Genomic DNA, 25716 nt, shown 5'->3' on the forward strand with positions numbered 1-25716 from the left:
GGCACGCATGACGTTCGCAGGATTCGACCTGCCCGACGACCTGCGGCTGCTCCGGGACACGGTCGCCGACTTCGTCCGGGAGGAGATCGTTCCCGTCGAGGCGGGCGTGCCCGGTGACGCCCGCGGGCTGCCGGTCGACGACCTCAGGACGCTGCAGGCCAAGGCCCGGGCAGCGGGGTTCTGGTGCCTGGAGGCGCCGGAGGAGTACGGCGGCGGTGGGCTCGGCGTGTTCGAGGGCGTGGTGCTGGCCGAACAGATGGCCAAACACCGCTACAGCTTCCCGCGGCCGGGGGCGGGCGTCTTCGGCTCCGAACCGCCGAACGTCCTCTACAAGGGCAGCCCGCGCCAGATCGAGGAGTACGTGCGCCCGACGATCGAGAACGCCTGGACGGCGTTCAGCGCGATCAGCGAGCCGACCGGTGGATCGGACCCGGCGCGGGCCATCCGCAGCGTCGCCACGCGCGACGGCGACGTCTACCGGATCAACGGCCACAAGATGTGGACCAGCGGCGCGGACACGGCGCGGTACGGCATCGTCTACGCGCGCACGGACCGCGAGGCGGGGCGGCGCGGGATGAGCGCCTTCATCGTCGACTCCGGCACGCCCGGGATGACGATCACCCCGGTACCCGTGCTGCGCGACCACTGGACCACCGAGGTCGTGTTCGACAACGTCGAGGTTCCGGCGGAGAACCTGGTGGGTGAGGAGGGGCAAGGCTTCGGCCTGGCCCAGGAGTGGCTGGTCCGCGGCCGGTTGCGCTACGCCGCGCAGGCAGTCGGCGTGGCCGAGGAGGCCGTGCGCATCGCGGTCGAGTGGGCGAAGACGAGGGAGACGTTCGGGGCGCTGCTCGCCACCCGGCAGGCCGTCCAGTTCCCGCTGGCCGACGCGCGCATGCAGCTTGCCGCGGCCCGTCACCTGACGTGGGAGGCCGCCTGGGAGGCCGACCAGGGCCGCGACGCCCGGACGAAGGCCTCGATCGCGAAGGTCTACGCCACCGAGGCCGGGTACCAGGTCGTCGACGCGATGATGCAGATCCTCGGCGGGATGGGGATGACCAAGGAGATGCCGCTCGAGCACTGGTTCCGCGGGCTGCGGGTGGCCCGCGTCGTCGAGGGACCGAGTGAGATCCAGCGCTTCCTCGTCGCGCGGGACATGCTGGGTGCCGCCGCGCTGGGCAGGGCATCGTGACCACGGCGTCGGACAGGACCTCGGCCGGCGGCCCGGCCGGGCCCACGAGCCCGCTCGCCTCCCGGCCGCTCGACGTCGAGCGGCTGCTGCGGCCCGCGTCGGTCGCGATCGTCGGCGCCTCGGCGAACGAGGGGGTGATCAGCGGGATCCCGCAGCGGGTGCTCGCCCAGCACGGCTACACCGGCGCCGTGTACCCGGTGAACCCCCGCTACGACGAGATCGACGGCGTGCGCTGCTACCCGGACATCGAGTCGGTGCCCGGGCCGGTCGACGTCGTGCTCGTGGTGGTGAACGCGAGCCGCGTGGTCGAGGTGCTCGACGCCTGTGGACGGGCGGGCGCCCGGTTCGCCGTGGTGATCAGCTCGGGGTTCGCCGAGCAGGCCGACGCCGCCGACCGGCAGCAGGCGCTGGCCGACGTCTGCGCGCGCCACCCCGGCATGCGCGTGCTCGGCCCCAACGGCGAGGGCCTGATCAACGTCGTCGACGACGTTCCGCTGGGGTTCAGCCCGACGGTCGACTACCGGCGCGGGCTGGTGCGGCTGCGCCGCGGCGACGTCGCGGTGGTGGCACAGAGCGGCGGGCTGGGGTTCGCGCTGTTCAACGACGGGCTCAGCCGGGGGCTCGGGTTCAGCCACGTGGTCACCACGGGCAACGAGGTGGACGTCGACCTGACCGACCTCGCCGAGGCGCTGTTGTACGACCCGGACACGCGGGTGCTGCTGCTGTTCGTCGAGGGCGTGGCGGATCCGGAGCGGCTCGGGGCGCTCGGGGACGCGGCCCTCGCTGCGGAGAAGACGCTGGTCGTCGCGAAGGTCGGGAACACGGAGGCGGGCAGGCGGGCCGCGCTCGCCCACACGGCGCACGACGCAGGCGACGAGGCGCTCTACGCCCAGCTGTTGGACCGGCCCGGAATCCTGCGGGCCCACGACCAGGAGCACATGATCGACCTGGCGCTCGCGCTGTCGCGCACCACCCGGCTCGCCGGACCCAGGGTCGGGATCGTCACCGTGTCCGGAGGTGCCGGCACCTGGCTCGCCGACGACCTCGTGTCGGCCGGGCTGCAGGTGCCGCTGCTCTCCGACGGGTTACAAGCGCGGCTGCGCGAGGGGATCCCCCCGTACGGCAGCCCGGCCAATCCGGTGGACGCCACGGCACAGGTGCTCGGGCTCGGCGGGATCAGCCCGGTGGTGCGGCTGCTCGCCGAGAGCAGTGAGGTCGACGCGGTGGTGCTGGTGGCGACGCTGGCCGACCAGAAGCAGCTCGAACGCGAGCGCGAGCACCTCGTCGCGCTGGCCCGGGCGGTGCCGATCGTGATCTACAGCTACACCAGGCCCGCCCAGGCCAGCATCGACCTCCTCGAGGAACTCGGGATCGCCTACTTCACCAGCACGGCCCGCGCGGCAGGCGCGCTGGCGGCACTGGCGCCGCGCGATCAGTCGAGGTAGGGCGGGGCCTCACCCCAGCCCCACCGCGGGGTGGGCGCGTTCTGCATGGGAGTGGCGCCCGGTGCCGCGTTCTCCCGGGCGATGCGCGTGCCCCACTCCACGTAGGCGACGAAGGCGGAGCGGAACTCGGGGTCCTCGGGGAGCCCCGCCTCGTCCGCGCTCGCGGCGATGAGGGTCGCCCACCGCACCCGCTGCTCCTCCGTGATGGCGAGGCCGATGTGGTGGCTCAGCATCGCGGGGTAGCCGCCGAGCTCGTCGGTGTAGTCGGTGGGGCCGCCGAACACCTCGCCGAGCCAGCGGGCCACGTGGTCGCGGTGGTTCGGGCCCATGTGCCGGAAGACGGGTTCGAGCACGGGGTCGGCGAGCACGCGGTCGTAGAACACGTCGGTGAGGCGGTGCAACGCGGCGGATCCGCCGCACCAGTCGTAGAGCGTCGGGACGGTGTCTGTCACAGAAGAGCTCCTGGAATTACTTCATTACTGTGTAGATGGGCGCCCATCCTCGCGCGCATCCGTCAGGAGCGCCAGTGCTGCAGCCCGGAGAATCGCCGCCTCGGACTGCAGTGCGAAGAAGGTGAACCCCAGCTCGCGGAAGCGGTGCACGTGCGCGGGGGTGGCGCAGTAGATGCCCACCGGAAGGTCACGGTCACGGCAGCCGGTGACGACCTTGCGCAGCATCTGCTCGTAGTCCGCGTCGTCCTGGGCTCGCGGCAGCCGGCCCGAGCTGAGAGCCAGATCCGACGGCCCGACGAACACCGCGTCGAGCCCGGCGACCGCAGCGATCTCCGGGAGCGCCTCGACCGCCGCGACCGTCTCGACCATGACGATGCACTGCGGGTCGGGCCTGCCGGGCGACCAGGCCGCCCGCGTGGGGCCGTAGCTGCGCCCGCCGCGCGGCGGGTAGTGGCATGCCTCCACGGCGCGCGCCGCCTCCTCGGCCGTGTCGACCAGCGGCACGATCACCGCGGCGGCCCCGCGGTCCAGGGCCCGCCCGATCGCACTGGGCTCGTTGCCGGTGACCCGCACGACGGCAGGCGTGCCGGTGGCGTCCAGCGCCTGGAGCATCGGGAAAAGTGCGTCGTCGCCGATCAGGCCGTGTTGCTGGTCCACGCACAGGAACCCGAAGCCGACCGAGCCCATGAGCTCGGCGGATGCGGAACCGGGCAGCTGCAGCCAGCCGCCGACGATGTCGGCCATCAGGTCGAGAGGGGGAGCGTTCACAGCCCGAACTCTGCCACGTCACCCCTGGCCACGAGGTGATCGAGCGAGTACAGAGGGAGACAACCGCGCGCGTCCGTTGCGTATGCAACCACGGTCACCGGATGACGGGAGAACGAGGATGAGCGACATCGCTCCGCACGGTCTGCATCACGTCACGGCGATCGCGTCGGACCCGCAGCGCAACGTCGACTTCTACACACAGGTGCTGGGGCTGCGGCTGGTGAAGCGGACGGTGAACTTCGACGCTCCCGGCACCTACCACCTCTACTACGGCGACGCGCAGGGCGCGCCGTCCACGCTCCTGACGTTCTTCCCGTGGCAGGGCGTGCCCCCCGGGCGTCAGGGCAGCGGGCTGACCACGGCCACCGCGTTCAGCGTGCCGCCGGAGTCGATGGGCTGGTGGCAGCGCCACCTCGTGGGCCTCGGCCTCGAGATCGACGGCCCGCGCACCCGCGACGGCGAGGAAGTGCTGACCCTGCGCGACCCCGACGGCCTGGTCATCGACGTCGTCGCGGCGCCCGGTGACGCCCGGTCGGGCTGGGACGGCGTCGCCCGTGTGCCCGCCGAGCACGCGGTGCGCGGCCTGTACTCCCTCACGCTGTCCGAACGGTTGCCCGAGGCCACCGCGGAGATGCTCGCGGGCCTGCTGGGGATGCGTCTGCGCGGTGAGAACGGCGACCGCGCGCGCTTCGCGATGGCCGACGGGGGTGCCGGTGCGGTCATCGACGTGGCCGCCGACCCGGGCCCGCGGGGCCTGCAGGCGGGCGGCACCGTGCACCACATCGCCCTGCGCGCGCCCGACCAGGCCACCCAGGCCCGCTGGCGCGAGGAGCTGGTCGACGCCGGGCTGCGGGTCACCGAGATCCTCGATCGGCAGTACTTCACCTCCATCTACTTCCACGAGCCCGGGGGAGTGCTGCTGGAGATCGCCACCGACCGGCCGGGCTTCACCGTCGACGAGCCGCTGCTGGCGCTGGGGCGTTCGCTGAAGCTGCCGCCGTGGCTCGAGCCCGACCGTGATCAGATCGCGGCGGCGCTCCCGCCGCTGCGGGTGGATCAGCCGGCCTCGTCGGCGTGACCGAGCCGTTCCCGGAAGTCCAGGAAAGCCACCTCCGGACCTCGCGGCCCGGCGATGGCCTTCCTGAACCGCAGGGGAGCGGTTGCCCGGGACTCAGCCGGAGGCCGGCACGGTCGGAATGCCGTTGGCCGGTGGTGCGGTCTCCTGCTGTGTCGACTCGGTGATCGGTCCGTCACCGTTGTCGGTCACGAGCACAGGGGTGAGGCTCTCCGTGGCGCCTCCCTTGATGCGGGTGACCTCCACACCCGAGATGCCGGCGTGCCGATCGTCCGAGAACCGGAACGGCGCCATCCACGGACCCTGGAACTGCGCGCCCGACCGCTCGATGGCCGCCACGATGCTCTCGCGCGTGGGGTCGGCGCCGGCCGCCTGCAAAGCCTGCACGAACGTGTAGGCCTGGGACATGCCGTAGATGCGGTAGTTCGTCAGGTCGCCGTCGCCGCCGTACTGGTCCCACACCCGCTGGAACAGCTGCGTCCACGGGTCCTGCGGAGCGTCCACACCGGGCAGGTACTCGGTGGTGATCACGCCGTCGAGCATCGCCGAGTCGGTCACGGCGCCCTCGGAGAAGCGGGCCAGGAGCGATCCGACCAGGCCTGGGTCGGAGCCGACGTTCGAGTAGATCCACTGCGGCTTGTAGTTCAGCCGCAGCGACTGCAGCTGCGAGAGCGCGGTGTATGACGGCACGTTGAAGCCGATCACGAGATCGGCTCCCGACGCCTGCAGCGCAGCGATCTGCGGCGCCACGTCGGTGTTGCCGGGGGTGTAGCGCTCCGCGGCAACGATCTGCTTGTCGAGGTAGCGGCGGGCGCCGAGCTCGCCGTCGCGACCGAAGTCGTCGTCCTGGAGGAACAGCCCGACCTTGGCGTTCGGGAAGTTCTGCGCCACGTACTGCCCGACGATCTTGCCCTCGATCTCGTAGTCGGGCTGCCAGCCGAAGGTCTGCGGGTTCTTGTCGGGCTGGTCCCACAGCAGCGAGCCGGAGGAGACGAACAGGTCGGGCACGCCTTCGCTGTTCAGGTAGTCGAGCACCGCGGAGTGCGTGGGCGTGCCGAGCCCGGAGAGGATCGCGAACACCTGGTCCTGCAGGACGAGCTCGTTGACGACCTGGCTGGTCTGCGTCGGGTTGTAGGCGTCGTCGCGGTAGACGTAGTCGATCTTGCGCCCGTTCACGCCGCCCGCGGCGTTGACGAAGTCGAAGTAGGCCTTCGTCCCGGTCGGGATCTCGCTGTAGCCGGGCGCGGCCACACCGGTGAGCGGGAAGTGCCCCCCGACCTTCACCGACGTCTCCGTGATCCCGACGGACGGCGCCGCGCCGTCCCCGGACCCGCCGTCGGGCCGCCCGCCCGCGCCGCACGCGGTGAGAACCAGCGCTGCCGCGACCGCTGCCGCGGCCGGCGCCCAGCGCCTGCTTCTCCTGATCATCCTGTCCTCCTCGTCGAGGGTTCCCGGCGGTTCGTCCGGCTTCGGTTCCAGATCTGTTTCACCACGCCCACGGCCCCCGACGGCGCGAGCAGTATCACGAGCACGAGCACCACGCCGTAGACGAACGGCGCGAGCTGTGCGGCCTGGGTGCCGTCGAGTCCCGCGCCGATTCCGATGTTGGTGACGGCAGGCGGCAGGAACACCAGCAGCGCGCTGCCGAGCAGAGCGCCGACGAGGCTGCCGAGCCCGCCGACGACCACCGCCGTGAGCAGTCCCAGCGACAGCACGATGGTGAACCCGCTGGGCGCGGCCAGCCGCACGACGATGCCCAGCACCGACCCCGCCAGCCCGGCACAGACCGCGCTGACCACGAACGCGAGCACGCGGACGCGGCCCAGCCGGATGCCGGCCAGCTCCGCCGCGACCTCGTCGTCGCGCACGGCACGCCAGACCCGTCCCGTGCGCCCGGCCATCAGGTTGGCCAGGAGCAGCAGCACCAGCAGCAACGTGCCCCAGCCGAGGTAGGCGAGGTACTTGGCGGTGGGCGTCTCGTTGGCGGAGAGGAAGTAGACGGCGTCGGAGAACCAGTCGGGCACGTCGGGCGAGGCGACCGGGAGTCCCTGCTCGCCGCCGAGCGTGTGGTCGAAGTAGATCGCGAGCCCCGGCACGGCGACGGCCAGCGCGAGCGTGGCGCCTGCAAGGTAGGGCCCGTGCAGCCGGGCGGCGGCCGCTCCGACCACCGCTCCGACCACCGCGGTGACGACGGCCGCGACGAGCATGACCAGCAGCAACGGGAGGCCCGTACCGTCGTCGCCGAGCAGCAGCCCGGTGGTGTAGGCACCGACCGCCATCAGCGCGCCGTGACCGAGCGAGATCTGCCCGTTGAGACCGGTGAGCACGGTGAGGCCCGCCGCGGCGATCGCGTAGTAGGACATCGTGGCGAACTGCGAGTTGCGGAACGGGCTCGTCAGCTCCAGCACGAGCACCACGGCGACCAGCGCGACGACGACGATCAGCGCGTGCCGGCCGAAGGTGGAGTGCGGCAGCCTGCGGCGCAGGGCGTCCAGGCGGCGGGGCTGCGGAGCCGCGGCCGTGGGCGCCGAGGACGCCTGCGCGGTGGCTGCGGGCTCGTCGGTCTGCTGGGACATCAGACTCTCCGCGCCGCGGTGCGGGCGAACAGGCCCTGCGGACGGACCAGCAGCACCGCGACGAGGATGACCAGTGCCGCCAGCGCCACCAGTTCGCTGCCGAGGTAGCCGCTCACGTAGGACAGCAGCAGCCCGATCGTCAGGCCGCCGACCACGGCGCCCGCGGGCGAGTCGAGCCCGCCGAGCACGGCCGCGACGAATCCGTAGACGATCACGGCGTCCATGTAGGCGGGGAAGACGAGGCTCCCGCCCGCGATCAGCAGGCCCGACAGCGATCCGACCCCCGCGGCGAGCGCCCAGCCGAGCGTGAGCATGCGACCGACGCGCACGCCGAGCAGGCGCGACACCTCCTGGTTGAACGCGGCGGCCCGCATCTTCAGGCCGAGGTCGGTGAAGCGGAAGAGCGCCACCAGGCCGAGCATCACCACGACGACGGCCACGATGGTGTAGATGCTGTTCGGGGTGAAGGCGATGTTGACCCCGCCCACGGTGAACCCGCGCAGGTCGAACGGCGCGGGGAAGGACTGGAACGTGGAGCCGAACAGGATCGCGGCCAGCGCCTGCAGCGCCACGAACAGGCCCAGCGTCACGATCACGGCGTTGAGCTCCGGTCCGCCCTCGACCGGCCGGATCACCAGCCGCTCGATCCCGGCGCCCAGCACCAGACCGGTGACGAGCGCGACCACGAGCGCCACCCAGTAGGACTGGCCGCCCTCGATCACGGTGAGCGCGAGGTAGGTCGTGAACATGGCCATCGCGCCCTGCGCGAAGTTGACGATCCGGGTGGACCGCCAGATCAGCACCAGGGCCAGCGCGAAGGCCGCGTAGACGGCACCCTGGCCGAGCCCGGTCAGCGTGACGTTGAGGAACTGCTGCACTGCTCTCCTCTCGCGAGATTCGTGACCGTGCGCATCAGAAGCCCAGGTACGCGTGGCGCAGACCGTCGTCGGCGGCGAGGGCGTCCGCGCTGTCACGGGCCACCACCCGGCCCAGGTTGAGCACGATCCCGACGTCGGCGATGGAGAGGGCGCTGCGCGCGTTCTGCTCGACGAGCAGCACCGTGACCCCGTCGCTGTCGACCAGTTCGCGCAGCAGCCCGAAGATCTGCGCGACGATCCGGGGCGCCAGCCCGAGCGACGGCTCGTCGAGCAGCAGGACGTCGGGACCCGACAGCAGGGCACGTCCGATCACGAGCATCTGCCGCTCGCCGCCGGAGAGCACGTGCGCGTCGCGGCGGTGGCGCTGCGCCAGCGCGGGGAACATCTCGTACACCCGGGCCAGGTTGTGCTCCGTGCGCTTGCGGGAGGCGCCCAGCAGTGCGCCGAGGCGCAGGTTCTCCTCGACCGTGAGCTCGGTGATGACGCCGCGGCCCTCGGGGACGTGTGCGATCCCGGCGCGGGCGATCTCCTCGGCGGGGGCGCGGGTCAGGTCGGTGCCGTCCAGGAGCACCGTCCCCGCCGCCGGCCGGACCAGCCCGGACACCGTGCGCAGCAGCGTCGACTTGCCGGCCCCGTTGGCACCGAGCACCGCGGTGACCTGCCCTCGCCCGGCAGTGATGTCGACGGAGTCGAGCGCCGTGACCGGACCGTAGGCCGTGGTCAGGCCGGAGATCTCCAGCGTCCCGGTACTCGGCGCTGATGATGAGCTCGCAAGCTCGCTCACGCGCCCTCCTCGCTTGCGCTCGTCGGCCGCGTTCGCGGTGCTGCTGTGCTCGATGATGGGCTCGCAAGTTCGCTCATGAATGAGTGGCCTCCTCGCCCAGGTACGCGTCGATCACCGCGGGGTCGTCGCGCACCTCGTCGGGGGTGCCGTCGGCGACGACCTTGCCGAAGTCGAGCACGGTGATCCGGTCGCAGACCGACATCACCAGGTCCATGTGGTGCTCGACCAGCACCACCGACATCCGGCCCGTCAGCCTGCGGATCAGCTCGCCGAGCTCGCTCATCTCGTCGCTGCTGAGGCCGCTCGCGGGCTCGTCGAGCAGCAGCAGGTCGGGTTCGGTGGCGAGCGCCCGTGCGAGCGCGACCCGCTTCTGCACCGGGTACGGGAGGCTGCCGGGCAACCGGGTGGCGTAGCCGTCGGCCCCGAGCTCGGTGAGCGCGGCCATCGCGCGCTCGCGCAGCGCCCGTTCGTCGCGGTCCGACTTGCGCAACGCGAACAGCGTGGCGGCGAAGCCGGCCCGGCGGTGCCGGTCGGCGCCGACCATCACGTTCTCCACCACGGTGAGCCCGCGGAAGAGCCCGACGCCCTGCAGGGTGCGCGCGATGCCCATCCCCGCGAGCTGATGGGGCCGCAGGTCGCGTACGGGCTTGCCGTGGCGCAGCACCGTGCCCGTGTCGGGGCGGACGAAGCCGCAGCAGACGTTGAAGAGGGTGGTCTTACCCGCGCCGTTCGGCCCGATCACCCCGTGCACCTCGCCCGGGCCGACGGTGAGCGACACGTCGTCCAGCGCGACGAGGCCGCCGAACCGGACCCCGATTCCGCTGACCGCGAAGACGGCCGACGCGTCCGGGGACGCCGTCGGCCCGGTGGGCGATGTCGACACTGACACGTGGGCGTCTCCCGAGTGCGGGCGGCGGTGACCCCGATCACCGGGGTGGCCCAACTTTGGGCGCTGCGCCCAGTCCGCACCATGTGCTCGGAGCCCAAGATCGCCGTCGATCGACTGGGCACTGCGCCCGCGGTAGTGGACGGCGCTGTGCGGTCTGTTGCACAGTGCCGGGATGATCCCCACCCGGCGGACCGCCGGCGAAGGCCGACGCGCCACCGGTACGCGCACGGGCGTCGCGCGTCGCCCCCTCCCCGAGGAATCCGCCGAGGCGCTGCGCGTACTCGGGGGCGTGCTGATCGGCGAGGTCGACGGCTTGGCCGACCGGCTCACCGTGATGGTGCTGCAGCGCGAGCCGATCTACGCCGAGCTCGACATGGTGGAGGAGCTGCGCAGCGCGTGCCGCGCGAACATGGAACGCGGCGTGCAGACGCTCGCCGAGCAGGTCCCGGGCGGCGTGGATCCCGAGGACACCTCGCGGCAGACCGGCCGCCTTCGTGCGCGCCAGGGCGTGCCGCTCGAGGTGGTGCTCAAGGCGTACCGGCTGGGTGGGCGCGTCATGTGGGAAGCCCTGCTCAACACCTCCCGCGGCCGCTTCTCGGGGCGGTACGACAGTGCCCTGCTCGACGCGGCGAGCTACGTCTGGCGCGTCAACGACAGCAGCGCCACGGCGCTGGTCGAGGCCTACCGGCTCGAGGAACTGCGCTTGCAGAGCCACGACCTGAGCAGGCGCCACGCCGTGATCGACGGCCTCATCGAGGGCCGCGGGAGCGACCCGGCGTTCCTCCGGGAGGCGGCCACCGTGCTCGGGATGCCGGAGCGCGGCCCGATGCTGTGCGTGGTGACGCCGCTCGAGCCGACCGGCGAGGATCCGCTGCGGTCGCCGCTGGAGGCGCTGGCGGCCCACGGCATCGTCTCGGCCTGGTTCATGCGCCCGCGCGACGAGGTCGGCCTGGTGGCGCTGGGGTCACGCCCGCCCGAGCTGGCCGTCGAGGCGTTGCGCCCCTGCGCCGAGGGCCGGGTGGGCGTCTCCCCGGTGGTCGACGGCCTGGGCGCGATCGACGCGGGCTACCGGATGGCCCACACCGCGGCCCGCACCCTGGTCGAGCCCGGTCTGGTGGTGCTCGACGAGCGGCTGCCCGAGGCGCTGCTGGTGGACAGCCCGGAGCTGGTGCCCCGGGTGGTGCGGAGCGCGCTGGGCGGCCTGCTGGACCTGCCCGCCGCCGACCGGGACATGCTCCTCGACACCCTGCAGGAGCTGCTGGCGAACGGAGGCTCGCCGACCCATGCCGCCGCGGCGCTGTTCTGCCACCGCAACACCGTGATCTACCGGATGCGGCGGATCGAGGCGGCCACCGGCCGCTCCATCGCCGACCCTCGCGACCGGCTGCTGCTCACCCTCGGGGTGATGGCGGCGCGGGCCGGCGGATTCCCGGCCGACCGCTGACCAGCGGCAACGCGGTCAGGAACTGACGAGCTCGCGCTCCAGCGGCGTGCGGAACCGCGGCGTGACCCGTACGCCGCCCACCCGGCCCGCGAGGCGCTCGGCCGCCGCGTGCACGGCGGCGGTCGCCTCGGCGCCGACGTCCTCCAGCAGCCGCAGCGCCACCGTGCCGTCGGCGCGGTGCGCCCAGCCGCCGACGATCCTGCCGTCGCACCACACCGTCGGGCCGATGTTGCCACTGCGGTCGAACAGCGGGGCCTTGTGCTGCCCGAGGTACCAGCCGCGCTCCTGCCAGCCCATCGGCGTCGGGTCCAGCCCTGGGAGCAGCGCCACCCAGGGCTCCGGTTCCGCCACGGGCTCGATGTCGTCGGGCAGCACCACGCCCGGGACGCCGTCGAGGTCGACGGGCACGGCACCCGCCGCGGCGAGCGCGGCGCGGGTGCGCGCCATCGTCCAGCCCGTCCACCACTTCAGGTCGGCAACCGGCGCGGGACCGAACGCCGTGAGCCACCGCCGCGCCAACTCCGTGCGTGCGGTGTCCGGCTGAAGCGTGGGAAAGCCGTCCGGCCACCACGCCGACACCGGTGACCAGCGGTACTGCGTGGACGTCCAGCCGCCGAGCGGACGGCCGCGGACGATGTGGCCGTCCGCCGCCAGTACGAGCAGGGCTCGGCTCGTCATGTTCTGCGGGGTGTCGTCGGGAGGCACGACGATCTGCGTGCGCAGCCGGGGCTCGTCGGACACCAGTTCCACCGCCGTGGCCTCACCACGCTTGATCAGCGCCTGCAACGCCGAGGCCTCGACGTCGGCGAGCCACGTCGCCCCGTCCTGGATCACACCGGCCCGCTCGATGTGCTCCACGAGCCTGCGGCGCTGCACGGCGGCGACGTCGAGCGTGCACGCGGCCTGCACCACCGGGGCGACGTCGAGCGCCACCACCCACACCGTGCGCCGCATCGACAGCATCCGGAGCAGGGCGCGCTCGTCGTGCAGCGCCCGCTCGACCGTCGGGACGTCGGCGGCCGATCGCGCGAGCACCGCGAGCACGACCGACGCGGGGTCGGTGGCGTGCAGGGCGACGAGCGCGTCGGCCACCTCGACCACCCCGGACACCGAGGCCGGTGCGGAACGCCCGGGGGCGAGGAGATGGCGCTGTCCGAGCCGCGCGCGCCGCTGTGCTGTGGTGATGACCGGATCAGCCGCCATGAGCAGGATCATGGACCATTCGTCGCCGGCGAACCGGTGGTGGTCCGTGCCCTCAGCGCGCCACCGTCGTGCGCTCCAGCGCGTGCTCGACCAGCGTGATCACCGTCGAGAGGCAGGAGCCGCCGTTGCGGGCGTCCATTCTCAGGATCGGGACCTCCGGGGAGAGTGCGAGCGCGTCGCGCACGATCTCGACCGGGAAGGTGGACGTTCCCGGGAAGAGGTTCAGCGCGACGACGAACGGCAGCCGCCGGTTCTCGCAGTAGTCGACCGCCGGGAAGCACTCCTCGATCCGGTGCAGGTCGACGAGCACGACGGCTCCGACGCAGCCGCGCGCGAGCTCGTCCCACATGAACCAGAAGCGTTCCTGCCCCGGCGTGCCGAAGAGGTAGAGGATGAGCGCGTCGTCGACCGTGATCCGGCCGAAGTCCATCGCGACGGTCGTGGTGCGCTTGCCCGGCAGCGTGGTGACGTCGTCGACCCCGACCGACGCGGCGGTCAGCACCTCCTCGGTCAGCAGCGGGGGGATCTCCGACATCGACCGCACGAGCGTCGTCTTCCCCACGCCGAAGCCGCCGGCCACGAGGATCTTCAGCGGTGTCGGGACGGCGTCGTCAGTGGGCACGGAGGCCGTCCAGCAGACGCTGCAGCATCGCGGGCGTGGGGCCGCCGTCCGCGGACCGCGGCGGAGTGTGGACCGTGAGGAATCCGGCGTCCGCCAGATCGCTGACGAGCACCCGGGCCACCCCGACCGGCACCCGCAGCCGCGCGCCGACCTCGATGAGCGACACCGGGCGCGCAGCCAGCTCGACGATCATGCGGTGTTCCTTCTGCAGGTCTGCCGTCCACCGGTCGGTCGCGACCACGAGCGACTCGACCGGGAGGTCGGGCCCGGCAGAGCGGGTGCGGCCTCCGGTCACGGCGTACACGGGGACGACGCGGTCGTCGTGGCGCTCCGGGGTGGCGTGCCCCGCCGATCCGCCCGGCCGCGTCACGAACGGTTCCCGGCTCCGGCGCGTGTCGCCGGGGTCAGCGCGTGCCCGACGCGGGCGGCCAGCAAGGTCATCTCGTAGCCAACCATCCCGATGTCGCAGCGGCGCGCGGCGTGCACGGCGAGAGTGGTGCCCTGGCTGATCGCGGTGACGAACAGGTAGCCCTCGTCCATCTCGAGGATCGTCTGGGTCACCGGTCCGGCGTTCAGCAGCTGCGCCGTCCCCCTGGCGAGGCTGACGAGCCCCGACGCCGCGGCCGAGAGCTGGTCGGCGAGGTCCTCGTCGACCCCGGGGGACGTGGCGAGAAGCAGCCCGTCACCGGAGACGACGACCACCTGCTCGACGCCGGGCGTCTCCCGGGCGAACTCGACGAGCATCCAGTTGAGCGTCCCGTCGGTCACGACAACCCTCCGCTTCCGTTCTCCGCGACGGCGAGCGCGGCCCGCCTGCCGGCCTGGTAGCGGGAGAGCGCGTTCGCGGCGTCCGCGCTGCCCGTCGTCGTGTGGTGATCCGCGGGCACGACCCGGTGATCGGGCTCGCGCAAGCCCGGAGCCAGGCTCGCCTGGGGGACGTGCCGGCGGAGGGAGTGCCTGCCCGACGGGTCGTGGTCGAGCCGGTCCGGCGCCGCCACTGCGGCGCGTGGTGGGCGCACCGGCTCGGCGGGTCGAGGCGCCGGCACCCGGGCGACTGCGGTGATATCCCGGGGGGTCGGTGGGATGGCCGCGTGGTCGTCACCCGGGGCCGGCGGGTTCTCGGCGGCTGGGGAACGGTCGGGGGCCGGCGTTACGCCGGCGGGGGTCGGACGGCGAGGAAACGGCACCGCCACGGCCGCCGGCGGGGCATGCACGGCGGGGGTGACGGTGCCGCTGGTCTGGGGGTTGCCCGGCGCGGTGGTGCTGGCGGGACCGGCGAGGGGCCGGTCCCACCAGCCGGGCCAGGTGGTCTCGGCGGCGGGCACGGGTTCCGGCGGGCGGCGCTTGACCGGTGCGCCCGGTACGCGCCGGGCGGACGGCGACCCGTTCCGCGTGGTAGCGAACGCCGGCGTCGATCCGTTTCGGGTCGCCCCGTGCCGGGCAGGCCCGTTGCGCCGCGACGTCGCCGGTCCGGACTGTGCCGGCAGGTTCCAGGTCGGTGCGGCCGACACCGGCTCGGACATCGACGGCGCGAACAGCTGCGTCTTCGGCGGTGGGCCGTCGAACGGCGGTGCCTCGAACAACCCTGCGGGTAACGCCACCATCGCGGTCAGCCCCGATCCGGGCGTCGCGGTGAGTGTCACGCCGATACGGTGGCGCGCCGCGAGCCGGGCGACGACGTGGAACCCGAGGCGTTGCGCGACCGAGAGGTCGACTTCCGGCGGGTCGGCGAGAAGCGCGTTGGTGGCGGCCAGCTCGTCCCGCGGCATCCCGAGGCCCCAGTCCTTTACGCTGACCAGATGGCCGCCGCGGGCGTCGCGGTCGGGGCAGGAGCGGATGGTGACGACCGTGTCCGGCGGGGAGAACCGCACGGCGTTCTCGGTGAGCTCGGCGATGAGGTGCGTGAGGTCGGTGACGCTGCGCCCGGAGACAGCAGGGTGCTCGTCGATGACCAGGACGACGCGTTCGAGGTGCTCGATCTCCGCGACGGCCGCTCGCGCGACGTCACGCAGCGGCACAGGCGCGCTCCACGTACGGGACGGCTGCTCACCCGAGAGCACCAGCAGGCTCTCGGCGTTACGACGGACCCGGGTGGCCAGGTGGTCGAGCTTGAACAGCTCGGCCAGCGCGTCCGGGTCGCGCTCGGACTCCTCGAGCTGGTTGATGATGTCGAGCTGCCGGTAGAGCATGCTCTGGTTGCGCCGCGCGAGGCTCACCAGCAGATCCGAGGTGAACTCGCGACGGCCGATCTCGGCGTCGGAGAGCCGGCGCGACAGCATGTCCTTCTCCCGCTGCGATTCCTCCGTGACCCGCCAGAAGAGCGTCATGCCCACACAGGCGAGAAGGACGGCCACGCCGTGGATCGCCGACCAGAGCCACGGATTCGCCTGCGCCGCGGGATGGTTGAAGATCAATGTCTGGTGCCACGCCGAGCCGATCCCGTGACTGATCACCGTAAAAATGATGTTGAACAGGAAAGGTGCCCAGTCCTGGTACAGCGCGATGAATCCGATGATGATGAAGAAATGGAAGTGCGCCTCGATGGTGCCTCCGGTCAGCCCCACCAGTGCGGCCGACGAGTACACGAGCCCTGCCGTCACAAGCACTGATGCCGTGCGGCGCCTGCGCCGCAGCCAGTACCCGAAAGCCAGGCAGGCGACCGGGGTGACCAGCACGTATGTCACCGTCAGCGGCGGGTGTCGGAGGAGCAGGCCGAACAGGGCGAGCGCCGGAACGTGCATGGCGAGGACCCCCAGGAGGAGTCGATGCCTGCGTTGCCAGTCCCTCTCATCGAGGGAGTAACCGCGGGGGAGCGTATCGAGGACCGATCTCCACATCGTGTGTCGCACCGTTCCTGAGACCTCGTCACTGGGGAGTGGTGGCGAGGCTACAGCGGTCTGACGCAGTGTGAAGAACCGCTCACGGAATGACAGAAAAATGCACGCGGCCGGCCTATTGGTGGACACTCGATGGTGTAGCGGGTTACGAGGAACGGGGGAGCGCGGCGGGTTCCCCGCGCCCCGGTCAGCTCCAGATCGTCACATACACAGGGGGCCGGAACCGTGACGGGGGCACTCCCGCGCCGGGAGATCGCAGTAGCTTCATCGCCTCGGGCGTGCCGAGGAAATGGCGCAGCGAGGCCGCCGCGGCCGAGCGCCGGTCGACCGGCGGGGTGGTGGCGTGCCAGCACAGCTCCAGCGGGGTGCCCGGAACGTCCACCACCTGCAGCTCGCGGCGGCGCAACTGGTGGACGGCGAGGTGGGCGATCCCCGGGGCGACACCCGCCCCGCGGCCCGCGGCCTCCCACGCCGCGGTCTGGTTGGGGAAGACGCTCAGGCGTGACTCGGGCACACCGAGCCCGCGCAGCAGCCGGCTGACGTCGCTGCCCGGGTCGGTGGCCGCAGGCTCGACCAGCCACGGCCACCCCGCGGGTGAGCCGCGCAACCGAGCGTCGGGCGACGCGAGCACCACGAGCCTGCAACGGAAGATCGGTTCGCTGACCAGCCCCAAGCTGCGGTCGGCACCCAGATAGGGGCCCAGTGCCACGTCGGCGAGACGCTGCGAGACCAGCACGGCCATCTCCGCGGTGGCCGACACCCCCGCCGACACCTCGATCGATCCGGCCGAGCGTGCGGTGAACGCATCGGCCAGCGGGCCCGCGACGAACTCGACGATGGCGCTCGGCGCAACCAGCCGCAGCTGCTCGGCCGCACCCTTCGCCGACCGGACGGCCGACTCGGCCTCGGCACCGAGAGAGACCATCTGCGCGGCGATCGTCAGCAGCCTGCTCCCGCCCGCCGTCATCGCCATCCCGCCGCCGCTGCGCGTGAGGAGGGGATCGTCGAGGTACTTGCGCAGGGCGGCGAGCGCCTGGGAGACGGCGGGCTCGCTCACCCCGAGCGCACTCGCTGCGGCCTTCACCGAGCCGAGCCGGGCGACCAGCACGAAGGCGCTCAGCTGCGTCAGCGTCATGGGTGGATTGTGACCCAGCGCACGACTAAGCAAAGGGTTATTCACCGATTGCCCCTTGTCCCGGGGCCCAGCAGCATGGTCCGCGACTACGCTGATGTCTTCCCGCAGCGCGGCGAGGAGGGTGCGGACATGACCCACGAGAGCGACGCCCCCGACAGCGAGGCGCTGCCGGTGCTGCGCGGCATCTGGAGGGCCCAGCGCCAGTCCGCCGCCGACATCGAGGCGCCCAGCACCACCAAGGTGTGCAAGAACATGAAGAACATCGGCTTCGGCGGCATCGCGAACGGCGGCGCCGACACCGACTCCACCGCCGGCCCCGTCGGCGACGATCTCCGCAGCGCATGGCGCGATCGGCTCGCCCGCGAGGGCAAGATCGTCCCCGGCGCCAGGAGCGTGCGCGACCTCGTCATGGGGGCGGAGCAGAACGAGCGCTGAGCCCGCACCCGGCAGCTGGAGGACCCCGACCGTGAGCGCACCCACCAGCGTCGCCGAGCTGACCGAGACGCTGCGCCGGGGCCGGTACCTCGCCGACCGCGGGCTGTCGACGGCCGTGTTCGTCGCGCTGTCGCTGCAGCGCCCGCTCCTCCTCGAAGGCGAGCCGGGGGTCGGCAAGACCGAGATCGCCAAGGTGCTGGCCGGCGTCCTCGGACGCGACCTGATCCGGCTGCAGTGCTACGAGGGCATCGACACGAGCCAGGCGCTCTACGAGTGGGACTACGCGCGGCAGCTGCTGCACATCCGGGCCATGTCGGAGCGAGCGACCGTCGGGGAGAACGAGGATCCGGGAGACGACTCAGCCGTCGACAAGCTGTTCGGGCCGCGGTTCCTGCTGGAGCGGCCCCTGCTGCAGGCGGTCCGGTCCGGCGATCGCGCCGTGCTGCTGATCGACGAGATCGACCGCGCCGACGACGAGTTCGAGGCCTTCCTGCTGGAGATGCTGTCGGACTTCCAGATCACCATCCCGGAGGTCGGCACGATCACAGCAGCAGCCCCGCCCTTCGTCGTGCTCACCTCGAACCGCACGCGCGAGCTGCACGACGCCCTGAAGCGACGGTGCATGTACCACTGGATCGACTACCCGTCCCTCGATCGGGAGGTCGAGATCGTCCTGGTCCGCCGGCCGGGGGTCAGCGAGGCGCTCGCCCGCAAGGTCGTGGCCGCGGTGCACCGGCTGCGTGAGCTCGATCTCGCCAAGCCCCCCGGCGTCGCGGAGACGATCGACTGGGCGCACACGCTGGACTTCCTCGGCGAGACCACGCTGACCGCCGACGCCGCCGACCTCACGCTCGGCTCGGTGCTCAAGGAGCGGGAGGACATGGAGCTGGCCCGCGACAACCTCGACGAGATCACGTCGCAGGCGTGACCGGCACCCGGACCGCAGGCCACGAGCTCGTACGGGTGCTCGTCGCGTTCGGCCGCGCGCTGCGGGCGCGGGGGATCTCGGTCGGCTCCGGGGACATCTCCACGTACTGCGCGGCCATGGTCCCGCTCGACCCCACCGACCTCGTCGACCTCTACTGGGCCGGACGCACCTCGCTGATCAGCCGCCACGAGGACATCGCCGGATACGACGACGTCTTCCGCGAGTTCTTCCTGGGTGAGCGCAACCCCGTCGAGGAGCTGCTCCAGCTGACCGCCAGGTCCACCGCCGAGTCCGAGGCCGTTCTCCAGGTCCCGGCCGTCGATCCGGCCGGCTCGGAGCAGGAGGAGGACGAGGCGCTGCTCGGGCTCGTGGCGTCGAACGTCGAGACGCTGCGGCACAAGTCGTTCGCCGCCTGCACCCCCGACGAGCTCGCCGCGTTGCGGCGGATCATGGAGCGGATCCGGCTCACCCCGCCGCAGCGCCGCACCCGCCGCACCCGTCCGTCGTCGCGCGGCCGCCGTCCCGACTTGCGCCGGACCGTGCGGGAGTCGCTGCGGATGCACGGCGAGCCGGTCCACCTGCGGTGGAAGCGGCGACGACACAAGCTGCGCCCGCTCGTACTCATCCTCGACGTCTCCGGCTCGATGGCCGACTACTCGCGCGCGCTCCTGCAGTTCGCCCACTCGGCGCGGCGGGCGACGCAGCGGGTGGAGGTGTTCTGTTTCGGTACCCGGCTGACGCGGATCACCGTCCCACTCCAGCGCCGCAGTCCGGACCAGGCGTTGGCGGAGGCCGCCGAGCTGGTCGTCGACTGGGAGGGCGGCACCCGCATCGGCGACTCGCTCGACGAGTTCGTGCGTGGCTGGGGCAGGCGCGGCGTCTGCCGCGGGGGCGTGGTCGTCATCTGCTCCGACGGCCTGGACCGCGGCACCCCCGACACACTCGCCACCGCCATGGAACGGCTGAGCCGGCTGTGCCACCACATCGTCTGGATGAACCCGCACCGGGGCGAGGACCCCGGCCACCGGCCACGGACCATCGGAATGATGGTGGCCGAGCCGCACATCGACGTCCTGTTGTCCGGGCACGACCTGAGCAGCCTCGCCGAGCTCGCGGAGCTGCTCCCGACGCTGGCCCGGTGAAAGGGGAGCAGATGACCAGGTGGAGCGTCGGCATCGAGGCCGAGGGCGACCGCGTCATGCAGCTGGAGGAGGTCGTCGAGCTGGCCGACGCCGTCGCGCCGAGCGGCGGGATCGCCACCGGGATCGGCACCACCCGCTACGGCGCCCAGCTCGTCGTCGTCGCCGACACCCGCGACGAGGCCGTCGAGAAGGGCCGCACGGAGTTCGCCGCCGCGGTGGCCAAGGCGGGCCTCCCCGACTACCCGGTCGTGCGCGTGGAGGCGGTGAGCGAGGAGGAGGACATGGAGATCGGCCCTGACCCGGACCTGGCCCAGGGATGATCCGCCTCGGCTCCCTCGCGGGGTACGCCTTCTCCGGACCCCGCGTGCTCGGCGGCTGGACCCCGCCCGCCCGGCCGGGGGTCTACGCCATCCTCTACAAACCCGACCCCGAGACGAAGCCCGAGACGTACGCGGTGATCTACGTCGGGCACGCCGACGATCTCACTGCCGAAGGCTTTCCCTTCAAACACCGGCGGGCGCGCTGCTGGACCCAGCGCGCCGGATCGAAATGGAAGGTGCACGTCGCGTTCCTGGAGGTGCCCGGCGGCAACCGGCCGCACCGGGAGATGATCACCAACGAACTGGTGGCGGTGTATCACCCGTTCTGCAACGAGCAGCAATACGACAACGCCTGGCGCGACGAGTGGATCGGCGAGTATTCCGACGCTCCGAACACGGCCCCCCTGCCGCCGCACCGTCGGGACGGTCCGTGATCGCCGCGAGATCCGGATATGCGCCCTCGCGAGGGCTGATCGGCGGATCTCGTGGCGATCAGTTCACCGGAGGAACTGTCATGACATGGCGGTAGGTGACGGTGTCGGCAGGCTCGCCGATGGGCCGGCCGCCGACCTCGACCCAGGCGTGCGCGGCGAACGGGGGTGTGCGCACGCCTGTGCACCAGGTGGGCCAGACACCGCGGATCCGGCACACGAGCGCAGTGGCGAGGGAGCGCTGCAGGCAGTACCGGCCCGAGCAGAGAACGCTGACCGCGACGACGTCCTGGCGGGCGGCGAGGGCCTGCTCGGGTGTGGCGGCAGCGGCTCCGCGCCTGACCAACTCGAGCACCCGCCGGATTCGTCCTGGTGGCAGGCGGGCCAGCACCCGGGCGGCGCCGACGGCGAGGTGAACGACGATGCGACGACCCACCGGCGGCCGGTCTCCACGGTGCAGCGCCTGGCTCGCGCCGCCTGATGGTTCGCTCGCCTGGCTCGCGCCGCCTGATGGTTCGCTCGCACGCTCGCTCACGGTGCCTCCTCGCCGGCGCTCGTCGGCCGCGTTCGCGGTGCTGCGGTTCTCACGTGACTACCAGCCCGGCCGCCCGGAGGCGCTCCAGCAGGTCCGCGACGTCCGCGGCGGCCCGCTCGGGGTCGACGGCGTAGACCTCGGTCAGGCGCTGGGCCGCGTCCTCGTCGGCGAGGACGGCGTCGAGGATGAGCGCCCCCGGCCGGTTCAGCTGGAAGTAGCGGCCGGTGCGCTCGTCCAGGAGCACGCGCGCGTCCTCCGTGTCCACCGCGACGACCTCAGTGCGCAGCCGCATGGTGCTCCTTCCAGAGGTAGGCGGGCGTCGGGTGGGCTTCGAGGTCGCGCAGCCACATCTCGTGGCCGAGCGTCTGCTCCAGCGGCTGTGACGGCACGGTGGACAGCTGCGGGCTGAGCAGCGCCCGCCGTAGCGAATCGGCGTCGACCAGGCCGTACCGTACGAGCAGGGAGTCCTCGGCCAGCGCGGCGAGCGCCGGGCGCTGCAGCTTCAGGCCCGAGAACCACTCGTGGCCCGAGTGGTCCTTGGTGGTGCGGGTCAGCACCTCGTCGGGGACCAGGCCGCGCATGGCGCGGACCAGCAGCGGCTTGTACGCCCACGGCGAGGCGGTCGCCTCCGCGCGCACCGAGAGGCAGGCCTCGATCACCTTGTCGTCACAGAACGGGGAGTCGGTGACCAGCTCGCGCATGATCATCTGGCGGCCGATCCGGCCGACGGTCTGAGCCTGGTGGATTCGCCCATGACGACCGCGCGCCGGATCGAGCGGCTCGGCCTCGGCCCGGCGCAGCAGGCCGCGACCGCGGCGACCGCGTCGTCACTCGCCCATGGGGGCATCCTCGGCGGCGTGCCCCACGGCTGCGGCCAATATGTCGGCGGAGCGGTCAGCGAGTCGCCTGCCGCAGCGAGCCACCGGCGATACGGGGTGCTGTCCAGCAGCATCCGGGCGGTGGCGGCGGCAGGCCACCGGTGCCGCGCCCGGTAGCCCATCGCGTTGCGCACGGCCTCGGTCGGGGAGCGGCGGAACAGGTCGTGCACGGAGGAGGGCGGGGACTGCACCACGTGGTCGCCGCCGTGACCGCACAGCCGCAGGCGCGCGCCGCGCTTCAGCAGTTCCTGGTCGATCACGTCCTGCTGCGCGTCTTCCCGCACGCCCATCGTCGGTTCGTCCTCCGAGCGGCCGTCGCCGAGCGACCCGATCCCCGAGAAGAAGGGCGGCAGCTCGTCGGGCCCGTAGACCAGGCGTTCGCAGCCGGACAGGTGGACGGCCGCCCGGTCGGCCCAATCCGCGTCCTCGTTGCCTGTCGCGGCCCACCGCAGTGTCACCGTCACCAGCTGGGCGCCGGTGCGGGCGGCCAGGAAGCACAGCGAAGTGGAATCCAGCCCACCGGACAGATCCGCGCCGAGCACCCCGCCGCCGCGGGTCCGCAGCTCCACCGCCTCGAGCAACGCCTCGCGAAGCGCTCCGGCCCCCTCCTCCAGCGGTAGCTCCGGCTCCGGCGCCTGCCACCAGCGCCGCACGTGGGCCGAGCCGGTCGGGTCCACGGTCAGCACCGATCCACCGGCCAGTGCCTCGACGCCCCGCCACAGCGCGGTGTCCTCCATCGGGTGCGGCGGCTGCGGGTACGCCATCCGCACCGCCAGCCGGCCCTCGTCCAGTGGCGCGTCCGTGAGCCATGCCAACGTCCTGGCCCGGTCGGCGGCGACCGTGACGCCGTCGACCAGCGCATGGAAGACGCGGTGGGTGCCGGACATGGTGCCTCGTACGCGCACACGCCCGTCGAGGGAGGCGATCAGGTGGAGGGCCCCCGCCGGCTCCGGTTCGTCACCTCGTGCCGCCCACCGTGAGAGGTCGGCTTCGGTTGCCGAGAACGTGCCGATCGCGGCCACCCGGTTCGCGGCCGAGGAGCCGACGGCGATCCCGTCGCCGTCCCAGCAGCCCATCAGCCAGGGACGGCCCGACGCATGCGCTATCGACCCGCAGGCGAACGGCTGCACGCGGCGCGCGATCGCGAGCGCCTGCTCCGAGTCGGGCAGAACAACGAACCAGCGCCCGCTGTGCACGGGAACTCCCCCCTCAGAGTTCGGCTACTGCGTACAGACCGGCGGCGAGCGCCGACTCCCGGGTCAAGACGACCAGGAGCCGGCGCTCGCCGCACGAATCAGCCTGCGGAGCGCCCGGTTCAGGAACCGAGGTACCGCATGGCGGGGCGCCCCTCGGGGTAGACGTAGCCCGCCCCCATCGTCTGCTCGGCGAACCCGCCGACCTCGACGAACGCGGGCGGCTCGTAGGTCTCCTTGACGGGCACGGGCGACTCGTAGGTCTCCGTGATTTCCATTTCCATGGGATCCCCTTCCCTGGGCGGATGATCACGGTATGTCTACTGCATACGGTATGTCAATATTGTTCGTTTCTTGCGTCAGCACATAACCCTCGCCTGACGCGGGGGCTTTCTTTCTGATCCCGGACACCCGAGCGCCCCCTTCACGACCGGCCGTGAAGGGGGCGCTCGGCGAATGTGTTGTTTGTGAAACGACCGTCAGTGGCGCGACGAGACGAACCCGACAGCGTCGAGCAATCGGGAGCGGCGACTTCCGGTGGCCGGCGTCGCGACCGTCGGGCGCTCGGGGTTGGGCGAGGCCTTCCGGATGATCTGCTCCGCGAATCCGTAGAGCAATGGGAGGGCGCCCGCCACGACGCCGCCGGAGCGGTTGATGTGCTCCAGGCCGGGCTTGATCACCGTGGCGTCGTCGACGATCTGCCGGACGAGCCCGTCGCCGGCTTCGAGCGTGGTGGCGATCTTGGCCAGCAGCGAACCCACCCAGTACAGGAAGAACGCCAGGCCCGCGATCAGCACGACGATCTCGACGACGGTCAGGACGATCAGCGTGGTCTCCGACATGGCCTAGGCACTCCCTTCCGAGCGCGGGGCACTCGCGGCGGGCGTGGGGATGCTGTCCACGACGCGCCCGAGGAACAGGTGGTGCTGCAGACCTTCCGCGAGAACGAGGTCGAGGCCGTCGCCGGTGGTCGGGATCAGCTTCGTGTCGGCGGTGTTGGCGGTGATCTCGGTGAGGGTGCCGCCGATCGCGGTGGTGTGGCGGTCGATCCGCTTGACGTACGCGATGAGCATGCTGAGCAGCACGACCACCGCGACGATGACGACCAGGCCGATCAGCAGGATCACCGACCAGTACGTGACCTCGCCCGGCGAGAGCGCCGCAGGAGAAGTGGACACGATCAGCCCCCCAACCGCGCGCGGCCGCGCTGCAGGCCACCGATGATCGTGGTGGCGTGGTCGATGGTCTCGGTCAGCCCGGCGAGCCCTGCCGTGTGGACGCGCGCGCGGTCCAGTTCCGCGTCGAGCTCCTGGGCCTGCGTACCGATCTTGTAGGCCAGCACCAGGATCGGCGTGACCAGCGCGACGACCACCACGACCACCACCAGCCCGATGACCAGGCCGAGGGTCCATCCGAAGGGAACCATCACAACTGCGCTCCTCACACCGTCTCGGTCCAGGCCCGCACGGGGGCGAGGTTGGCGTTCACCGACGGCACCACCTCGGGCACCGTGCGAGTGCTGTCCGCGACCGCTCGCACGCCGCCGAGCAGAGCGCCGAGGGTGGTGTGCACGTGGCGCAGGTGCAGGATCACCCGCAGCAGCCCGACAGCCGTGACGGCGATGATCAGGGCGGCGATCACGATCGTGACCCAGGCGACAGCCGGCATCGTCTCGTCTCCTCTACTTCGCCGGGAGCAGCGCCGCGACGCTGCCCGCGTACCTCGTGGCGCCGACCGCGATCTGTTCGACGGTGGCATCGGTCGTCGCGAGCAGTTCGGGGACGCCGTCCACCTCGCCGACCAGTTCGACGCCGTGGACGAGGAGGTCGTCGGCCGCGGCCCGGATCCGCTCCACCGCGGCGAGCACCCGGTTGAGCAGGGCGATCACCACGGGCAGCACGACGAACAGCAGCAGTGCGTTGCCGATCCACCAGAGCACCACGTCGATCTCCTTTCAGCGCAGGCGCGACGCGTCGTAGGGCAGGAAGAAGCGGGCGAAGACGCGCTTGAGGGCCATCACGGTGGCTCGCAGCCCGATGGCGAGCCCGCTGGCAGGCGCGGCGGCCCGCACGGCCGTGGCGGTGGCGCCGCCCCGCTGGTCGGCACTGCCCTGGTTGTCGATGTTGTACTGCAGGCACTCGGCGAAGCTGTTCAGGAGCACGCTCGTGACGTCGGCGATCATGCCGCGCCCGAACTGCGCGGCCGCTCCGGAGACCGTCAGGTCCTGGGCGACGTGCACGCGCGTGCCCCGGCCGGCGGCCCGCAGCGTGGCGGTCACCGTCATCTCCGCGGTGCCCTTGCCCCGGTCCTCCGAACCGGACGCTTCGAGCACCATCCGGTGGGCGGCCTCGTCGGTGTCGACGATCTTCGCGGTGCCGCTGAAGTTCAGCCGCACCGGGCCGAGCCTCGTGGTGACCTTGCCCTGGTAGGTGCCGTCACCGTCGTCACCGACCAGTACCGCACCGGGCAGGCACGGGACGAGATTGGGCACGTCGAGCAGGTAGGCCCAGACCCTGTCGACCGGTGCGGCGACCTCGAACTCGTTGTCGATGAGCAT

At 72.0% G+C, this 25716-nt stretch carries 33 protein-coding genes; 9 read left to right on the top strand and 24 right to left on the bottom strand.

From position 1 onward, the window contains the following. The first annotated feature begins 7 nt into the window (after positions 1-7). Both MMF94_RS23290 and MMF94_RS23295 read left to right on the top strand, forming a co-directional pair. Positions 8-1189, top strand: coding sequence for an acyl-CoA dehydrogenase family protein (locus MMF94_RS23290; protein ID WP_241039271.1), 1182 nt, complete (start codon positions 8-10; stop codon positions 1187-1189). After that, entirely contained in the window at positions 1186-2634 is a 1449-nt protein-coding gene (locus tag MMF94_RS23295) for a CoA-binding protein (protein ID WP_241039272.1), read from the top strand. The genes MMF94_RS23290 and MMF94_RS23295 overlap by 4 nt, the downstream gene beginning before the upstream one ends. On the opposite strand, the gene MMF94_RS23300 is transcribed toward MMF94_RS23295, so the two are convergent. Further along, positions 2622-3086 (bottom strand): group II truncated hemoglobin, encoded by a 465-nt coding sequence (locus MMF94_RS23300; RefSeq protein ID WP_241039273.1) that lies wholly within the window; start codon positions 3084-3086, stop codon positions 2622-2624. The two genes, MMF94_RS23295 and MMF94_RS23300, sit on opposite strands and share 13 nt — an antisense overlap. 24 nt (positions 3087-3110) lie before the next feature. Then, positions 3111-3854 carry an HpcH/HpaI aldolase family protein gene (locus MMF94_RS23305; protein ID WP_241039274.1) on the bottom strand — a complete coding sequence of 248 codons (744 nt, stop codon included), beginning with the start codon at positions 3852-3854 and terminating at the stop codon, positions 3111-3113. Between the two features lie 118 nt (positions 3855-3972). Between MMF94_RS23305 and MMF94_RS23310 the strand changes: the two genes are divergently transcribed. Beyond that, the gene (locus MMF94_RS23310) at positions 3973-4932 is read left to right on the top strand and encodes a ring-cleaving dioxygenase (RefSeq protein WP_241039275.1); all 960 of its coding nucleotides are present in this window, start codon (positions 3973-3975) and stop codon (positions 4930-4932) included. Between the two features lie 93 nt (positions 4933-5025). Here the strand turns inward: MMF94_RS23310 and MMF94_RS23315 are convergent, their stop codons facing one another. The 5 genes from MMF94_RS23315 to MMF94_RS23335 form a co-directional block, all read right to left on the bottom strand. After that, entirely contained in the window at positions 5026-6357 is a 1332-nt protein-coding gene (locus MMF94_RS23315) for an ABC transporter substrate-binding protein (protein WP_241039276.1), read from the bottom strand. Beyond that, the gene (locus MMF94_RS23320) at positions 6354-7505 is read right to left on the bottom strand and encodes a branched-chain amino acid ABC transporter permease (protein ID WP_241039277.1); all 1152 of its coding nucleotides are present in this window, start codon (positions 7503-7505) and stop codon (positions 6354-6356) included. Before MMF94_RS23320 ends, MMF94_RS23315 begins: the two co-directional genes overlap by 4 nt. Continuing rightward, entirely contained in the window at positions 7505-8383 is an 879-nt protein-coding gene (locus MMF94_RS23325) for a branched-chain amino acid ABC transporter permease (RefSeq protein WP_241039278.1), read from the bottom strand. The genes MMF94_RS23320 and MMF94_RS23325 overlap by 1 nt, the downstream gene beginning before the upstream one ends. A gap of 34 nt (positions 8384-8417) precedes the next feature. After that, complete coding sequence (locus MMF94_RS23330) at positions 8418-9167, bottom strand: ABC transporter ATP-binding protein (RefSeq protein WP_241039279.1); 750 nt, start codon at positions 9165-9167, stop codon at positions 8418-8420. A 73-nt stretch (positions 9168-9240) separates the two neighbouring features. Further along, complete coding sequence (locus MMF94_RS23335; protein ID WP_241039377.1) at positions 9241-10050, bottom strand: ABC transporter ATP-binding protein; 810 nt, start codon at positions 10048-10050, stop codon at positions 9241-9243. 178 nt (positions 10051-10228) lie between these two features. On the opposite strand from MMF94_RS23335, the gene MMF94_RS23340 reads away from it, so the two are divergent. Beyond that, positions 10229-11500 (top strand): PucR family transcriptional regulator, encoded by a 1272-nt coding sequence (locus tag MMF94_RS23340; protein ID WP_241039280.1) that lies wholly within the window; start codon positions 10229-10231, stop codon positions 11498-11500. Positions 11501-11515: 15 nt separating this feature from the next. Here MMF94_RS23340 and MMF94_RS23345 read toward each other — a convergent pair whose 3' ends face one another. From MMF94_RS23345 to MMF94_RS23370, 6 genes are all read right to left on the bottom strand, one after another. Continuing rightward, on the bottom strand, positions 11516-12703 hold the full coding sequence (locus MMF94_RS23345) for a winged helix DNA-binding domain-containing protein (RefSeq protein WP_241039281.1): 1188 nt from the start codon (positions 12701-12703) through the stop codon (positions 11516-11518). A 52-nt stretch (positions 12704-12755) separates the two neighbouring features. After that, complete coding sequence (locus MMF94_RS23350; RefSeq protein WP_241039282.1) at positions 12756-13325, bottom strand: GTP-binding protein; 570 nt, start codon at positions 13323-13325, stop codon at positions 12756-12758. Continuing rightward, on the bottom strand, positions 13315-13695 hold the full coding sequence (locus MMF94_RS23355; RefSeq protein ID WP_241039283.1) for a DUF742 domain-containing protein: 381 nt from the start codon (positions 13693-13695) through the stop codon (positions 13315-13317). The genes MMF94_RS23350 and MMF94_RS23355 overlap by 11 nt, the downstream gene beginning before the upstream one ends. Continuing rightward, positions 13692-14069, bottom strand: a complete 378-nt coding sequence (locus MMF94_RS23360) for a roadblock/LC7 domain-containing protein (protein ID WP_241039378.1) — start codon at positions 14067-14069, stop codon at positions 13692-13694. Before MMF94_RS23360 ends, MMF94_RS23355 begins: the two co-directional genes overlap by 4 nt. A 20-nt stretch (positions 14070-14089) precedes the next feature. Beyond that, on the bottom strand, positions 14090-16066 hold the full coding sequence (locus MMF94_RS23365) for an ATP-binding protein (protein ID WP_241039284.1): 1977 nt from the start codon (positions 16064-16066) through the stop codon (positions 14090-14092). A gap of 283 nt (positions 16067-16349) precedes the next feature. Continuing rightward, complete coding sequence (locus MMF94_RS23370; RefSeq protein ID WP_241039285.1) at positions 16350-17297, bottom strand: LysR family transcriptional regulator; 948 nt, start codon at positions 17295-17297, stop codon at positions 16350-16352. A 129-nt stretch (positions 17298-17426) separates the two neighbouring features. On the opposite strand from MMF94_RS23370, the gene MMF94_RS23375 reads away from it, so the two are divergent. From MMF94_RS23375 to MMF94_RS23395, 5 genes are read left to right on the top strand one after another with little or no spacing between them, the layout of a single operon-like run. Then, positions 17427-17732, top strand: a complete 306-nt coding sequence (locus tag MMF94_RS23375) for a hypothetical protein (protein ID WP_241039286.1) — start codon at positions 17427-17429, stop codon at positions 17730-17732. A 31-nt stretch (positions 17733-17763) separates the two neighbouring features. Beyond that, positions 17764-18660, top strand: a complete 897-nt coding sequence (locus MMF94_RS23380; RefSeq protein ID WP_241039287.1) for an AAA family ATPase — start codon at positions 17764-17766, stop codon at positions 18658-18660. Further along, a complete protein-coding gene (locus tag MMF94_RS23385) occupies positions 18657-19802 on the top strand; it encodes a vWA domain-containing protein (RefSeq protein WP_241039288.1) in 1146 nt (381 codons plus the stop codon). The genes MMF94_RS23380 and MMF94_RS23385 overlap by 4 nt, the downstream gene beginning before the upstream one ends. An 11-nt stretch (positions 19803-19813) precedes the next feature. Continuing rightward, on the top strand, positions 19814-20122 hold the full coding sequence (locus MMF94_RS23390) for a hypothetical protein (RefSeq protein ID WP_241039289.1): 309 nt from the start codon (positions 19814-19816) through the stop codon (positions 20120-20122). 44 nt (positions 20123-20166) lie between these two features. Then, positions 20167-20556 carry a hypothetical protein gene (locus MMF94_RS23395; protein WP_241039290.1) on the top strand — a complete coding sequence of 130 codons (390 nt, stop codon included), beginning with the start codon at positions 20167-20169 and terminating at the stop codon, positions 20554-20556. A gap of 58 nt (positions 20557-20614) precedes the next feature. Here MMF94_RS23395 and MMF94_RS23400 read toward each other — a convergent pair whose 3' ends face one another. The 11 genes from MMF94_RS23400 to MMF94_RS23450 all read right to left on the bottom strand — a co-directional run bounded on the left by MMF94_RS23400 (position 20615) and on the right by MMF94_RS23450 (position 25716). After that, positions 20615-21088: a lasso peptide biosynthesis B2 protein gene (locus MMF94_RS23400; RefSeq protein WP_241039291.1), complete on the bottom strand. Its 474-nt coding sequence runs from the start codon at positions 21086-21088 to the stop codon at positions 20615-20617. 49 nt (positions 21089-21137) lie between these two features. Beyond that, positions 21138-21380, bottom strand: a complete 243-nt coding sequence (locus MMF94_RS23405) for a lasso peptide biosynthesis PqqD family chaperone (RefSeq protein ID WP_241039292.1) — start codon at positions 21378-21380, stop codon at positions 21138-21140. Then, positions 21364-21795 (bottom strand): asparagine synthase-related protein, encoded by a 432-nt coding sequence (locus tag MMF94_RS23410; protein WP_241039293.1) that lies wholly within the window; start codon positions 21793-21795, stop codon positions 21364-21366. The genes MMF94_RS23405 and MMF94_RS23410 overlap by 17 nt, the downstream gene beginning before the upstream one ends. Continuing rightward, positions 21792-23162, bottom strand: coding sequence for an asparagine synthase-related protein (locus MMF94_RS23415; protein WP_241039294.1), 1371 nt, complete (start codon positions 23160-23162; stop codon positions 21792-21794). Before MMF94_RS23415 ends, MMF94_RS23410 begins: the two co-directional genes overlap by 4 nt. Positions 23163-23281: 119 nt before the next feature. After that, positions 23282-23443, bottom strand: a complete 162-nt coding sequence (locus MMF94_RS23420) for a lasso RiPP family leader peptide-containing protein (protein ID WP_241039295.1) — start codon at positions 23441-23443, stop codon at positions 23282-23284. Positions 23444-23638: 195 nt separating this feature from the next. Then, on the bottom strand, positions 23639-24001 hold the full coding sequence (locus MMF94_RS23425; RefSeq protein ID WP_241039296.1) for a hypothetical protein: 363 nt from the start codon (positions 23999-24001) through the stop codon (positions 23639-23641). A gap of 3 nt (positions 24002-24004) precedes the next feature. After that, positions 24005-24337 carry a hypothetical protein gene (locus MMF94_RS23430; protein WP_241039297.1) on the bottom strand — a complete coding sequence of 111 codons (333 nt, stop codon included), beginning with the start codon at positions 24335-24337 and terminating at the stop codon, positions 24005-24007. Positions 24338-24339: 2 nt separating this feature from the next. Further along, entirely contained in the window at positions 24340-24585 is a 246-nt protein-coding gene (locus tag MMF94_RS23435; RefSeq protein ID WP_241039298.1) for a hypothetical protein, read from the bottom strand. Between the two features lie 14 nt (positions 24586-24599). Further along, positions 24600-24827, bottom strand: coding sequence for a hypothetical protein (locus MMF94_RS23440; protein ID WP_241039299.1), 228 nt, complete (start codon positions 24825-24827; stop codon positions 24600-24602). Positions 24828-24840: 13 nt separating this feature from the next. Further along, positions 24841-25101, bottom strand: coding sequence for a hypothetical protein (locus MMF94_RS23445; protein ID WP_241039300.1), 261 nt, complete (start codon positions 25099-25101; stop codon positions 24841-24843). A 12-nt stretch (positions 25102-25113) separates the two neighbouring features. After that, complete coding sequence (locus tag MMF94_RS23450; RefSeq protein WP_241039301.1) at positions 25114-25716, bottom strand: SRPBCC family protein; 603 nt, start codon at positions 25714-25716, stop codon at positions 25114-25116.

Origin of the sequence: Pseudonocardia alaniniphila, from assembly GCF_022524485.1 — a bacterium.
Taxonomy (GTDB): domain Bacteria; phylum Actinomycetota; class Actinomycetes; order Mycobacteriales; family Pseudonocardiaceae; genus Pseudonocardia; species Pseudonocardia alaniniphila.